Annotated in this window: 12 protein-coding genes and 1 tRNA gene; 5 read left to right on the top strand and 8 right to left on the bottom strand. The window is 63.5% G+C overall.

Features of this window, described 5'->3' with window-relative positions; genetic code table 11:
- The 6 genes from VITFI_RS13330 to infA all read right to left on the bottom strand — a co-directional run bounded on the left by VITFI_RS13330 (position 1) and on the right by infA (position 4,310).
- Positions 1 to 77: transfer RNA gene (locus VITFI_RS13330), tRNA-Gln, on the bottom strand.
- 36 nt (positions 78 to 113) lie between these two features.
- Positions 114 to 1,040, bottom strand: a complete 927-nt coding sequence (ispE, locus tag VITFI_RS13325; protein WP_089417376.1) for a 4-(cytidine 5'-diphospho)-2-C-methyl-D-erythritol kinase — start codon at positions 1,038 to 1,040, stop codon at positions 114 to 116.
- Positions 1,041 to 1,082: 42 nt separating this feature from the next.
- Positions 1,083 to 1,613, bottom strand: coding sequence for a lipoprotein insertase outer membrane protein LolB (locus tag VITFI_RS13320; protein ID WP_089417375.1), 531 nt, complete (start codon positions 1,611 to 1,613; stop codon positions 1,083 to 1,085).
- Positions 1,614 to 1,615: 2 nt separating this feature from the next.
- Positions 1,616 to 3,472, bottom strand: coding sequence for a tetratricopeptide repeat protein (locus VITFI_RS13315; protein WP_089417374.1), 1,857 nt, complete (start codon positions 3,470 to 3,472; stop codon positions 1,616 to 1,618).
- 83 nt (positions 3,473 to 3,555) lie between these two features.
- Entirely contained in the window at positions 3,556 to 3,978 is a 423-nt protein-coding gene (locus tag VITFI_RS18705; RefSeq protein ID WP_089417373.1) for an RNA recognition motif domain-containing protein, read from the bottom strand.
- A gap of 68 nt (positions 3,979 to 4,046) precedes the next feature.
- Positions 4,047 to 4,310 carry a translation initiation factor IF-1 gene (gene infA, locus VITFI_RS13305; RefSeq protein ID WP_089418160.1) on the bottom strand — a complete coding sequence of 88 codons (264 nt, stop codon included), beginning with the start codon at positions 4,308 to 4,310 and terminating at the stop codon, positions 4,047 to 4,049.
- Positions 4,311 to 4,665: 355 nt separating this feature from the next.
- On the opposite strand from infA, the gene mutM reads away from it, so the two are divergent.
- The 3 genes from mutM to mutY all read left to right on the top strand — a co-directional run bounded on the left by mutM (position 4,666) and on the right by mutY (position 8,583).
- Positions 4,666 to 5,493, top strand: a complete 828-nt coding sequence (gene mutM / locus VITFI_RS13300) for a bifunctional DNA-formamidopyrimidine glycosylase/DNA-(apurinic or apyrimidinic site) lyase (RefSeq protein WP_089418159.1) — start codon at positions 4,666 to 4,668, stop codon at positions 5,491 to 5,493.
- A 100-nt stretch (positions 5,494 to 5,593) separates the two neighbouring features.
- A complete protein-coding gene (locus VITFI_RS13295) occupies positions 5,594 to 7,522 on the top strand; it encodes a dynamin family protein (protein ID WP_157725686.1) in 1,929 nt (642 codons plus the stop codon).
- A complete protein-coding gene (mutY, locus tag VITFI_RS13290) occupies positions 7,519 to 8,583 on the top strand; it encodes an A/G-specific adenine glycosylase (RefSeq protein ID WP_089417371.1) in 1,065 nt (354 codons plus the stop codon). Before VITFI_RS13295 ends, mutY begins: the two co-directional genes overlap by 4 nt.
- 9 nt (positions 8,584 to 8,592) lie before the next feature.
- Here mutY and gluQRS read toward each other — a convergent pair whose 3' ends face one another.
- Together gluQRS and VITFI_RS13280 are read right to left on the bottom strand one after the other, a co-directional pair.
- Positions 8,593 to 9,525 (bottom strand): tRNA glutamyl-Q(34) synthetase GluQRS, encoded by a 933-nt coding sequence (gluQRS, locus tag VITFI_RS13285; protein WP_089417370.1) that lies wholly within the window; start codon positions 9,523 to 9,525, stop codon positions 8,593 to 8,595.
- Positions 9,515 to 10,558: a LysR family transcriptional regulator gene (locus VITFI_RS13280; RefSeq protein WP_198301479.1), complete on the bottom strand. Its 1,044-nt coding sequence runs from the start codon at positions 10,556 to 10,558 to the stop codon at positions 9,515 to 9,517. Before VITFI_RS13280 ends, gluQRS begins: the two co-directional genes overlap by 11 nt.
- A gap of 92 nt (positions 10,559 to 10,650) precedes the next feature.
- Here VITFI_RS13280 and VITFI_RS13275 point away from each other — a divergent pair, with 92 nt between their 5' ends.
- Positions 10,651 to 11,370, top strand: coding sequence for a pirin family protein (locus VITFI_RS13275; protein WP_089417369.1), 720 nt, complete (start codon positions 10,651 to 10,653; stop codon positions 11,368 to 11,370).
- A gap of 446 nt (positions 11,371 to 11,816) precedes the next feature.
- The gene (locus VITFI_RS13270) at positions 11,817 to 12,998 is read left to right on the top strand and encodes a DUF3466 family protein (protein ID WP_198301478.1); all 1,182 of its coding nucleotides are present in this window, start codon (positions 11,817 to 11,819) and stop codon (positions 12,996 to 12,998) included.
- Positions 12,999 to 13,029 lie beyond the last annotated feature (31 nt).

Here is a 13,029-nt window from a genome sequence, read left to right as displayed (position 1 = left end):
TGGCAGGGGAGGAAGGACTCGAACCCTCGCATGTCGGAATCAAAATCCGATGCCTTAACCAACTTGGCGACTCCCCTACACGGGAAGCAGTCTATTGACTACTTCCAGCAACTTTAGCTTGCCCAGTCAACCAGTGGATGACTGCTCATGCTGCTGCACACTTGACCGATCCATTGCTCGGGAATGAAACCCTTGAATGTCGCCACTTCAAATCGATCAGTGCCTTCTAAGCTTGCAAATACTGCGCTGCCTGAGCCCGTCATTCTAGCATGTTTAAACTGCGCCGCAAGGACTTTTTTTGCTTTTTCAACATCTGGGCAAATGGCCTCGGTTGCCGATTGCAAATCATTGCGTCCCCACATGACATGCCAGCTTTCAGGATTTAACGAATCAGCACTTAACGTATCCAGCGTTGAATGCTTGTTTTCGCGCATCGCTTGAAGCAAGACCGAAACTATAACACGCGGGGTGTCTCGTTTGACAAGAGGGTGCGCAAAAATTTTTGCGGTCGGGGCCGACACCATGGGTTTGAGCACCGCAAACCGGTGGGGCGGCAAGGTCACAGGGGTCAAAATTTCCCCAATGCCTTCGACCAAAGCATTGTGGCCACCGATGAAAAAAGGAACGTCCGCGCCTAAACGGGCGCCCAGTTCCAACAATCGTTGGCGTGGCCAGTTCAGTCGCCACAGACGGTTGAGGCCCAGCAGCACGGTGGCAGCGTCCGAGCTGCCTCCCCCCATGCCGGCCTCGGATGGAATGCGTTTGAGGATGTGAATATCCACCCCCAACGGGGTTCCGCTGGCCTGTTGCAGCAGGCGGGCTGCCCGCAAGCACAGATCGTCCGCAGGCAAGGTGGGGCCCAGATCGTGGCGGTGGAGCTGTCCGTCAGGGCGGCATTCCAGATGCAGGGTGTCGCACCAGTCGATCAGCACGAACAGCGATTGCAAGAGGTGATAGCCATCGGCCCGGCGTCCCGTCACATGCAAGAACAGGTTGAGTTTGGCGGGAGCGGGCAGGTCGTAGAGGGCGGAAAGACTCATGGGAGGTCAGCAAGAGGGGGCGTCGCCGATCGGGTGTCAGCGTCAACGATCCAGGCGAATGCGCAGGGTGGTGATCCCGGCTGGCGTGTCCTGCGAGGCTTGCAGCAGGCCCGCATCCTGGAGCGATGAAGTATCGATGCGCCACCCCCATTGTTCAAAGCCAGTGGGGGCGTGTATGGGCAGGGCGGGTGTACTGGCGTGGGGGCGGCCTTCCAGCCAGTCCCATAACGCGGCCAGGGGGATGGGTTGTCCCAAGGCGCTGAGCGCCATGTCGTCCAGTGTGTCAAACACCTGCAAGTGTTCACCCGAGCGCAACACCACGCCCGAAGGGTTCCACAACGCATCCGCCAACGTGGTGCCCAAAGGGCTGAACAGTTGCAGGCGGCCATGCGTGGCGTTGCCGCTGAGTTCGAAGCGCGCACTGAATGCCGTTGCGGCGCGGCTGGCGCTGGCCGCTGCGCGCACCGCCAACCGGCCACTGTAGGCCAAAGGCAGTGCCGAAGTGGGGGGCGCACTGACACAGCCCGCCACCATCCAGGCCACCAGAGCGACGCTGAGGGGGCGGCGCGCCACCCTCACAACCGAACCTTGAGGCGATCGAGGGTTTGGCGCAGGGTGTCGTGTTGGGCGTCGCGCTTGAGCCCATCCCGCCAGATGGTGCGGGCTTGCTCTTGTTGTCCCATCACCCACAGCACTTCGCCCAGATGAGCGGCCACTTCCGGGTGGGGGCGCGCATCGAACGATTGTTGCAACAGGGCGCGGGCGCGTTCGAGATGGCCTTGGCGAAACAGCACCCAGCCCATGCTGTCTTGGATGAACGGGTCGTCAGGCATGAGATCCAGCGCTTTTTGGATCAGGCTATGGGCTTCGTCGAGGCGTTCGTTGCGCTCGGCCAGGGAGTAGCCCAAAGCGTTGTAGGCCTGGGCATCACGGGGATCGAGTTGCATGGCGCGGCGAAGCAGCACCTCGGCGTCGTCGTAGCGTCGGAGGTGTTCGGCTGCGATGGCCAGCTCGTAAATCAAGGCCGTGTCTTCGGGGGACTGGCGCATGTGCGTCAGCAACAAGTCGTAGGCGGCTTGCCACTGGCCGTCGTCGCGCAGGAGGTGGGCTTCGGCCAAGATGCGCGTGCGCGGTTCGATGTCGGTGGCGGTGCGGCCCTCGCGGATCAGCGTCAGCGCTTGAGGCCACTGTTTTTGACGCACCAGCAGTTGCGCTCGTTGCAACAGCATGCCGAACTCCGTGCGTTCCAGCGGAATTTGATCCAGCCATTGCTGGGCAGCGGCGGTGTTGTTTTGTTGGAGATAGGCTTTGGCCAAGTAGTGTCGGGCGATGTCCAGCGCACGCTGGGCGGCCTCGCCAGCGGCTTCCGCATCCCCAGAAGTCACAACGGCGCCAGCGGTGCTTTGGCGATCGATGTAGGTGGTCAGGGCCTGAATGGCCTCTGCGGCTTCTTGCAGTTCCACCAACTGAATGCCCAGCGCCAGCCAGCCGGCTCGGTTGTCAGGCTGGGTGCGCTGTGCCAAACGAAGTTGGGCGGTGGCCGGGCCCAGGCGGCGGCGCTGCTCCAAGTGACGGGCATAGGCGATGCGCACATGGGCGGGGGTGTCGTCGGCTTGAACGTAGCGTTCAATCACCGGCAGCGCTTCGTTGTGACCGTTGTTGGCCAAATCGAGCGCCAGCAAAATGGGGGTGGCGTGACGCGGGTCATCGCTGTGGGCGCGGCGCATGTGGGCCAGTGCGACGTCGGCTTGGCCAGCCATCAACGCCAGTTGGCCCAAACACACCCGGGCCGCTGTGCGTGTGGGCGTGGCGCTGAGGTAGGGTGTCAGCACCTGCTCGGCGATTTTGAGCGCCTTGGTTTTGCTGGTCAGGGCTCCCAGGTGTCGCGGCAGTTCGCTGATGGTGCTGACGCGCCGGCCCTCGGGCAGTTGTTTGAGCACCTGGCTGAGCGCGGCTGGGATTTTGTCGGGCTGATTGGTGAAGATGAGCAGCTGCACCCACGTGGTGTTGGCTTGAATCGAATCAGGCGACTGGGTGCGCCACGCTTGGGCAGCGCGCAGCGCCCGCTCGGGGGAACGCTGCTGGATGGCGACCTCAACGGCACGGCGGTACAACCCGTCGTCTTGGCTGCGTTGGGCGGCGTCGAGAATCAGTTCGAAAGCGTTGCCAGGTTGACCCGATTGCGCTTGGATCTCACCCAACAAAATTTCGTAAAACGTGGGGGCGTCCAGCGCCGAGTTGACCGGCGGCGCCACAGGCGGCACGGTTTCAACGGGAGCGGAAGCACCCGCTGGTGGCGGCAGAACCCCTGGATTCACCGCAGGGGGAGCGGCGTGAACACCGGTCATGCAACCGGCCAGCGCCAGCCACCGGACAGCGGTTTGGATGCGGGGAAAGACAGGGCGGGCGCAGCAGCGGCGTGGATTCATCATCACTCCAGACGGTTCGCGGGGATTCTAGGCACCGCCAAGCCGTCGCACGCCGGCCAGGGCCTGTCACCCTGGGGGCTGCTGGATCAGTAGCTCGAACGGCCGCCGCCGTAACCACCACGGTTGCCGCTGCCGTAGCCGCCGCCGAAACCACCACCGCCGCCGCCGCTGCGTTGGCCACCGCCGAAGCCGCCACCGCCGCTGCGCTGACCACCACCGAAGCCACCCGTGCGCGGGCCACCGAAGCCACCCGGACGCTCTTCACGCGGGCGAGCCACGTTCACAGCCAGGGCGCGGCCTTCCACGGTTTGGCCGTTCAGGGCGCTGATGGCGGCTTGGGCTTCGCTGGCCGAGCCCATTTCGACAAAACCGAAGCCCTTGGAGCGACCGGTGTCACGATCCATCATGACTTTGGCGGATTGCACGTGGCCGTGGGCCGAGAAGAGTTCGGACAGGTCGTCGTCGCGGAACGAGTAAGACAGGTTGCCGACGTAGAGCTTGTTTTCCATGAGTGAAAGTCCTGGCCCACCGAGGGCCGTGAGAAAAAGGGGGAAGGGTAAAACCGTGCCGGGTTGCTTTATCGGCGACGCGGGTAGGCTGTGCCGCCGGGAGCGTGGTAGCGCTCCAGGTGGCGGAACGTGATGCGGCCCTTGCTGAGATCGTAAGGGGACATTTCCAGCGAGACGTTGTCGCCCGCCAGGATGCGGATGTGGTGCTTGCGCATCTTGCCGCCGGTGTAAGCGATGACGGTGTGACCGTTGTCCAGCGTCACTTTGAAACGGGAGTCGGGCAACACTTCGGCCACGACGCCGCGCATTTCGATCAGGTCTTCCTTCGACACGGGCAACAACCTCGCGGGGTAAACAGACAACCAGCTCCCCGCAGCGCGAGCGCTCGATGGGCTCAGGATGGGGTTGGGGGAGTGGTAAGAAAAGAAGCGCACGAGGCGCGTCAGCGGCATTGCGCTCACTGTCCGGCGATGGGGAGCAGGCGACTGCGGCCCAAGGGCACCCAGAATTCAGGATCGCTCGGTAAAGCAGCAATCAGGGCATCTGGCGGAAAGAGAGAGATCAACGAGGGATCTCATCAGTATCGCGCGGCCGGGACTGCAACAGGGAGAACCGTGCGACCTGTGAAAGGGTGCGATTGTAGCCTGACTCGCCCGCAAACTGGGTATCCCCCTTAAGATGATCCACATGCCGGAATTGCCAGAAGTGGAAGTGACCCGCCGATCCGTGGCGGGTGTGGAGGGCGCACGTGTACTGGCGTTGCGCTTAGGGAAGCCTTTGCGGTGGCCCATCGGCTGCCGCTCAGAAGATGTGGTGGGCTGCGATGTGGGCGCTGTGACACGGCGCGGCAAGTACCTGTGGCTGCCTTTGGCACGTCAAGGGGCGGCGGCGGGTGGGCTGCTGCTGCACCTGGGCATGTCGGGTTCCCTGGCGTGGGGTGAGCGGTTGGGGTCCGGTGGGCCGCACGCGCATTTTGAGTTGGCGACGTCGCAAGGGTTGTTGCGCCTGACCGATCCTCGTCGCTTCGGGGCTGTGGTGTGGTCGGCGGGGCTGTCGGTGGCGCCAGCGCGGGCTTTGCTGGCCCGTCTGGGGGCGGAGCCGTTCGATCCGACTCTGAGCGCAGCCCGGTTACATGCTGCGTGGCAAGGGCGCCGGGTGGCCATCAAACAAGCGCTGCTGGCTGGGCATGAGGTGGTGGGGGTGGGCAACATTTACGCCAGCGAGGCACTGTTTGAAGCGGGCATCGATCCGCGCACAACGTGCTCGGCGTTGACGCTGGCGCAGGTCGTGGCGTTGCTGGTGGCGATTCGCCGTGTGTTGGGCGAGGCCATCGACGCTGGCGGCTCGACGTTGCGAGATTTTCAGGATGCCCACGGCGTGGCCGGTGCCTACCAGCAAGCACGGGTGCGTGTATATGGCCGTGCTGGTCAGGCGTGCAGCCGCTGTGCAGGCACGATTGAGCGGCTGGTGCAAGGTCAGCGTGCCACCTATTTCTGCCCGGGCTGTCAGCCTTGAGGCTGGGGAGCTGGTCTGGGGTGGTTTCGCGCTAGCATCGCCGCCCATCGTGATGCAGTCTGTCCCCCCCTCCTCTGATCCTCCGGATCTGCTGCCGCCCATGGCCACCAGCCTGGATTCCCTGGCCGACTGGCGCTGGGCCCTGGCCCGTGATTTGGTGCAACTGGAACGCTTCCTAGCGGATGCCGATGTGTTGGCGCCGGCGGCGGCGGCGGTGTCGCAGGCGCTGCGGCAGCGTTTGGTGTCCGACAAACTGGTGGTGGCGTTCGTTGCCGAGTTTTCACGCGGCAAGAGTGAGCTGATCAACGCCATCTTTTTTGCCGACGCGGGGCGCCGCATCCTGCCTGCCACGCCGGGGCGCACGACGATGTGCCCGGTCGAGCTGTCTTGGGATGACGATGAGCTGCCGACGCTGGACTTGCTGCCCATTGAAACCCGCGCCTCCGGCACGCTGGCCGAATGGCGCGAGAAGCGCGACCTGTGGCGCCGTCGGCAGATCGATCCGGACGATGTGCAAGCACTGGCCCAGGCGTTGGCCCAAGTCACCCAAACCCGCCGTGTCAGCCGCGAGCAGGCCCAGGCCCTGGGGTTGTGGTCGGATGACGCGGAGGCCGACAACCCGCCCACCGCGCCCGATGGGCAGGTGGAAATCCCGGCCTGGCGCCATGCCATCATCAACTACCCCCACCCCTTGTTGCAGCGGGGGTTGGTGGTGATTGACACCCCCGGCCTCAACGCCATCGGCACCGAACCGGAGTTGACGCTGGGGTTGCTGCCCAGCGCCCATGCGGCCCTGTTCGTGCTTGGCGCCGACACGGGGGTGACGCGCTCGGACTTGGAGGTGTGGTCTCACCATCTGGCCGGGCAGGGGTTGGATTGTTTTGTGGTCTTGAACAAGGTGGACACCCTGGCCGATCCGCTGGCCACCCCTGAAGAGCAGGCCGCGTCGGTGGAGCGTCAGTGCTTGGGCGCAGCGCAGACCTTGGGCATCGAGCGGGCACGGGTGTTCCCAGTGTCGGCGCGGCAGGCGCTGACAGCGCGGCTGGCAGGGGATGTGCGTGGGCTGTTGCAGAGCCGCTTGCCGACGTTGGAGTCGGCGCTGAACGCAGACTTGCTGCCTCGGCGCCAAGCGGTGCTGGCCCAGGCGGTGGTCAGCGGCGTCCAATCCATCCTCGACTATTCGACCCGGCGCCTGCGGGATCAGCGGCGACACAACGCCGAGCTGATGCTCGAACTGCGAGGCTTGCGCGGCAAGAGCACAGGGCGGGTAGCGCAACTGCTGGAGCGGGTCGGTCGTGATGACGATGAGTTTGAACGCAGCTCGTCGCGCTTGCTGGCGATGCGCACGGTACACAGCCGCATGCACCAGAACGTCCTGAAGTCGCTGTCCGATGAGCGGGTGCGCGAGGTCATGCAGGGTTTGCAAGCGGCGCTGAACTCGGGCTGGATCAACATGGGCGCTCGGGCGGCATTTGCGCGCATGTGTTCCACGCTGCAAGGTCATTTGGAAACGGCGATTCGCGCCAATGTCGAGGTGTTCGACATGCTTCAGGCGCTGTTCACCCAGCTCAATGCCGAGTTTGGCTTCACCCTCGGGCTGACGCCCGTGCCCGATCTTGGGCGCTTCAAACACGATTTGGGGCTGATCGAGAGCAGCTACGCCCGCTATTTCGGGCTGATGCAGACGGTGCGTCTGGGGAGCACGGACATCCGCAGCGAACAATTCCAACGCATGCTGGGTTCCAAGTTGCAAGCCGTGTTCGAAACGGCCAGCCGCGAGGTGGAGATTTGGCATCAAATCACCAATTCGCAGATCGACAGCCAATTGCGAGACCGGCGCCGCGACTTCAAACGCCGCAAGGAAACGCTGGATCGCATCCAGCACGCCACCGAAAGCCTAGAGCAACGGTTGGCCGAGGTTGAAACCCAAGACGCCCAGCTCATGAGTTTGTTGGATCAGGCCCAGCGCTTGGCGGCTGACCTGTGCGCTCGTGCCGAGCAAGGCCCGGCGCTGGGGGGCGGTGCATGAGCGGGTGCGCCGACGATCTGGCCCAGCGCGTGGTGGCATGGCAGCGCACCCAAGGGCGGCACGATTTGCCTTGGCAGCGCCAGCGCGACCCGTACCGGGTGTGGCTGTCTGAAATCATGTTGCAGCAGACCCAGGTCAGCACCGTGCTGGGGTACTACGCACGCTTTTTGGCGCGGTTCCCGGACGTGGCCACGCTGGCCGCTGCCGAGGTGGACGAGGTGCTGGCGCTGTGGGCCGGTTTGGGTTACTACAGCCGGGCGCGCAACCTGCACCGCTGTGCCCGGGAGGTGATGGCGCAATGGGGAGGCGCGTTCCCGCGCACGGCGGCACAACTGGCCGAGCTGCCGGGCATCGGCCCTTCGACCGCAGCGGCGATCGCCGCGTTTTGTTTCGACGAACGGGCCGCGATTCTTGATGGCAACGTCAAGCGGGTGTTGAGCCGTGCGCTTGGGTTTGGGGACGATTTGGCGCAGGTGCGCCACGAGCGTCGGTTGTGGGCACTTGCGCAGGCACTGCTGCCCGTGGCGGCGGACATGCCGGCCTACACCCAAGGCTTGATGGATCTGGGTGCGACGCTGTGTACGCCCCGCCAGCCGCGTTGCTTGCTGTGCCCGTTGGCGTCCGATTGTGTGGCGCGTGCGCAGGGGCAGCCGGAGGCTTATCCGGTCAAGACGCGCAAGCTGCGCCGGGGCCAACGCGCCCACGCGCTGCTGTGGCTGTGCCATGGCGATGCCGTGTGGTTGGAGCGGCGGCCAGACACCGGCGTGTGGGCTGGGCTGTGGAGCTGGCCGGAGTTTGACGATGTGACAGCGCTGTGTGCTTGGTTGCACGGTTGGCCTGGCACGCTCACCGTGGCACCGACCCTGACCCACGTGCTGACCCACCTGGATTGGGCGTTGACGCCGGTGCATGTTCGATTGCCTGACGATCTGTCCGCGTGGCCCGATGCCGTGATGGCGCAGTTGGTGCAGCGTTCCCCGCGAGGGCGCTGGGTGCCCCGGGCCGAGTGGGCGCAGACGGGCATGCCCGCCCCGTTGCGTCAGTGGCTGGGTGTGGGCTGAGGCGGTGCTTTAGCGCATCGCCCATCGTTCCGTCCAGGCGGAAACGGCTTGGGCCAACCAGTCTGCCGTTGTTGGGGCAGACAGGGGAGGGAGCCCCAAGGTCTGACCGGCTTGCGCCAGCGCGGCCAGCGGATCGCGCAGGTCCAGTGCCGCCGCACCGGTTTGTTTCGATAGCTTTTGGCCGTCTGCCGCCCACACCAGCGGGGTGTGCAAGTAGCGCGGGCGAGGCTGTTGCAGAACGTGTTGCAAGTGGCATTGACGTGGCGTGTTATCGGCCAAATCGGCGCCGCGCACCACGTCGGTGACGCCTTGCGCGGCATCGTCCACCACCACAGCAAGCTGGTAGGCCCACAGTCCATCGGCGCGGCGCAGCACGAAATCGCCCACGGTCTGGCTGATGTTTTGCTGGGCCTGACCCAGACGGCGATCCGTCCAAGTGACGATCAGATCGGCCCCTTGGGGGTCGAGGGTGCGCAGACGCCATGCCGCTGGCAGTTCGCCCACGGCGTCCTCTGCCGGGACGGTGCCCGCCGGGGGGCGGCAGGTGCCGGGGTACACCTTTTCACCATGGCGCTGAGGTTGCCAGCCTCGGGCCAGCAACGCTTGTTCAATCGCTTTGCGGCTGCATCTGCAAGGGTAGACCCAACCTTGAGCACGCAGTTGCGCCAACGCCGCAGCATAAAACGCGGTGCGCTGGGACTGCCACAGCACCGGCGCATCGGCGTGCAAACCGCAGGCGGCCAGTTGCTGGAGGATGAAGTCGGCGGCGCCGGGCGGGCAGCGTGGGGTGTCGATGTCTTCGATGCGCACCAGCCAACGCCCGGCGTGGGCGCGAGCATCGAGCCAACTGGCCAAAGCCGCGACCAGCGAGCCTGCATGCAACGGCCCGGTGGGAGAGGGCGCGAAGCGGCCCACATAGGGCCGTGATGACTCAATCCACATCGCTCGGCAACCCACTGTGGCGTTCCAGCAGAGCCCGGCGGGTCGCGGGGCTGTCGAGCTGGGTCAACCACCAGCGCAGGGCCAAGCCTTGCACGCTTTTCCGCGCATTGGACGGTGTTCCCGTACGCCAGGCATAAGCCAATCGCGCCGTGGTTTGGCGCTGACGCCGAACTTCCTTGGCCACCAAACGCCCCAAGCGCAGATGATCATGCGCCAACGGTTCCGGCACAAAACCACAGCCCAGGCCGCGCACCTGCGCTTCGATCTTGGCTTGCAAGCTGGGCACGGTGAGCACGTCCTGGCCCGGCAGTAAATTCACCGTCAGCGGTGAGAGGCGCTGGGCCGAGTCCGCCACAGCGATGGCTCGGTGACGCAGCAGCTCCGCGTCTTCGATCGGCCCAGCGTGACGAGCCAGCGGATGGTGAGGCGCCACAGCAAACACAAACGCCACCTCGCCCAAGGGCCGCGATTCAATCCCCGGCGCGTTGGCCGTGTCCGCTGGAACGCCCAACGCCAAATCGGCTTCACCGGTGACCAGGGCCTCCCAGGTGCCGTTGAGCACTTCGGTGCGCAGCCGCAGGCGGGTGCCGGGGCCGGCAGGCGCGTCGGGTTCGGGCGGTGGGGCGGCGTCGGCATGGCGGGGCGGTGGGGCGGGGCGCAGCGCGTAGAACGCTTCACACAACTCCAGCAGTGTCAGGCGGGACAACACCCCATCCGCTGCAATCGTCAACTGCGTCTCCCAGCCGGTGGCGACGCGGCGCACACGGTTGGCCACCGCATCCATGGCCGCGAGCAGGCGCCGCCCTTCGACCAGCAATTCTTCTCCGGCTGCCGTCAGGCGAGCTTGGCGGGAGCGGCGGTCAAACAGCAGCACATCCAGCGACTCTTCCAACTGGCGCACCGAGTACGTCAGAGCGGACGGCACTTTGCCCAACTCGCGGGCCGCAGCGGCAAAACTGCCACTGCGGGCGATGGTGTCCACCATGGCCAGGGCTTCGGGGGTGAGGGCGTTGCGGCGGGGTGTCATGGTCATCGTTCATCTTATTTGAAAGATCGCTTCAAGCGAGGTCGCGCCTGGGCGAGCCTCGTCGTCCTAAAGTGGCTTCCCATTCGAAGGAGACGTCCATGATCACCCTGCGCCGCGCCGCCGATCGCGGTTTTGCCGACCATGGCTGGCTCAAAAGCCACCATTCGTTCTCATTTGCCGAATACTTCGATCCGGCCCACATGGGTTTTGGCAACCTGCGGGTGATCAACGAAGATCGCATCGCCCCGGGCACCGGATTTGGCACCCATGGCCACCGGGACATGGAGATCGTCAGCTACGTGCTGTCCGGTGCGCTGGCGCATCGGGACAGCTTGGGGCACACCAGCGTCATCCACCCTGGCGAGGTGCAGCGCATGACGGCGGGAACGGGTGTGCGCCACAGCGAGTTCAACCATGCCGCTCAGGACACGACACATTTCTTGCAAATCTGGTTATTGCCGAGTCGCACCGGCCTGCCGCCCAGCTACGAGCAATGCCGCTTGCCGGCTTGGAGCGACGCACCAGGTGTCTTGCAGTGCCTGGCCCGTCCCGAAGGCGGCGAAGGCATGCTGACACTGAACGCCGATGCGACGTTGTACGCCGGCCGGTTTGAAGGAGATGCCCAGACATCGTGGCCGATTCCAGCAGGCCGCTGTGTGTGGGTGCAGGTGGTACGTGGTGCGCTGCAAGCCAATGGCCACGACTTGCAAGCCGGCGACGCCCTGGGCTTACGGGACGAACCGCTCTTGCACCTGGGCTGTGGCCATGGGGCTGAAGTGTTGGTGTTTGATTTGGCTATGCACCGTGTTGATGCCTAGCGTGTGCGAGCAGACTACGCGAGCGACTGCGCATGTCAAGCACCATGCGCCTCAATGCAACCTGCTTCGTTTCAGTGTCGCCACTGCTGATAGACCCTTGGCTAAGGTGGGGAATTCATGAGGGAGCCAACGTACCAGGGTGCAGAACATTGAATATTTTACGCGCTGGGTAGGGGGGCGTAAGGCATCTTCTGTTATCAACATCAGTTAAGGTGTTGCGAAGTCTCACGCTTCTTCGCTGATATTGCTGAGGCTTGGCTTGCTGCGCATGCTCCAAATCTAGACTGTGCACCGCTCTGAATTCATAACATGCGCCAATTATGATTACCGGCGATCTCACCTCGTGCCAAAATAGCGCGGCGAGTATATTTTCGCAAAGTTAAAAACCTTAACGTGAATTTATATTTTTGAGAGGTGATGGTATGCACTTAAATAGATTAGTTTACATGGGGGCGCTGTTTGCTGTGATGCATGGCGCGTATGCGCAAACGCCTTACACTGCGGCTTCAGTGGTTCAGTTGTCCACGGGGGGGAGCCTACCCACGAACATTGGGCACACCCTGCGCCTTGGTTCTGACGTCTATACGCAAGACACACTGGATCCGCTTGCTGTTTATGGCTGGGGGGTGAATGAAAGTGGCCAAGCCGTGGGGACATCTCTGATCAACAGCCCGTACAAAACGGCTTTTGTGACCGGAGCTGATGGCGTCGGCATCACAGCTTTAATGCCAGGAACTTCGGGTTCCCGCAGTTTTGCGACAGGGATTAATGATGGCGGCCAAGTGGTGGGTTTCTCGACCACCAGTACTTCCGGCTACTACAGTGGAGGGCAGGCATTTTTTGCTGCGGCTGATGGCACGACTCACACGTTGGGGGGCACCGGCTCTAGAGCTTTTGGTGTCAACTCCAGCGGGCAAGTGGCTGGGATGAATGCTGGGACAGCCTTCATCACCGATGCCAACGGAGGTGCGCTGCACAGTCTGGGAACGCTGACTGGCTCTGGCAGCAGTTATGGCACGGGTATCAATGACAAAGGCCAGGTGGTCGGATTTTCATCTTCTGCGGCTGGCTCCCCGCATGCCTTTGTGACGGATGTCAACGGTGGAGCAATGCACGACTTGGGTGCGCTGTACGGTGGTAGCAGTTATGCCTCCGGGATCAACGAGCACGGCCAAGTGGTAGGGTCTTCTGTTTTTAAGGCGAGTTCAGGTCTGTTCGTATCGCGTGCCTTCATCACCGATGAGGATGGCACGATGCGTGACCTTGGATCGTTGGACAACCGCGTCGCTGGAATGAGCAGCTTCGCAACAGGTGTCAACGACAACGGCATTGTCGTGGGTTACGGAATGTCGTCAGGCGGTTGGCATGCGTTCATCACCGGAACCAATGGTCAGGGAATGTATGACCTGAATTCGTTGGTCAGTGGTCTGTCGTTATCGTACGCATGGGGTGTTAACAATGAGAACCAAGTGCTCGCCCAGGGTTCTGGTGGGATGTATTTGATTGATCTTAATACCATCCCAGTGGACAGCGGTGGTGTTAGTCCTGGCGTCATACCTGAACCAGGCACACTGGCACTGATGGTGGGTGGTTTGGTGGTTGTATGGCGTCGGCGGCGTATTGGCTGATTGGTCTTGTGCTGCGTAAGCCTGGGTGTGG

Origin of the sequence: Vitreoscilla filiformis (assembly GCF_002222655.1) — a bacterium.
GTDB lineage: Bacteria > Pseudomonadota > Gammaproteobacteria > Burkholderiales > Burkholderiaceae_C > Ideonella > Ideonella filiformis.
This window is presented reverse-complemented; position numbering and strand designations above follow the sequence as displayed.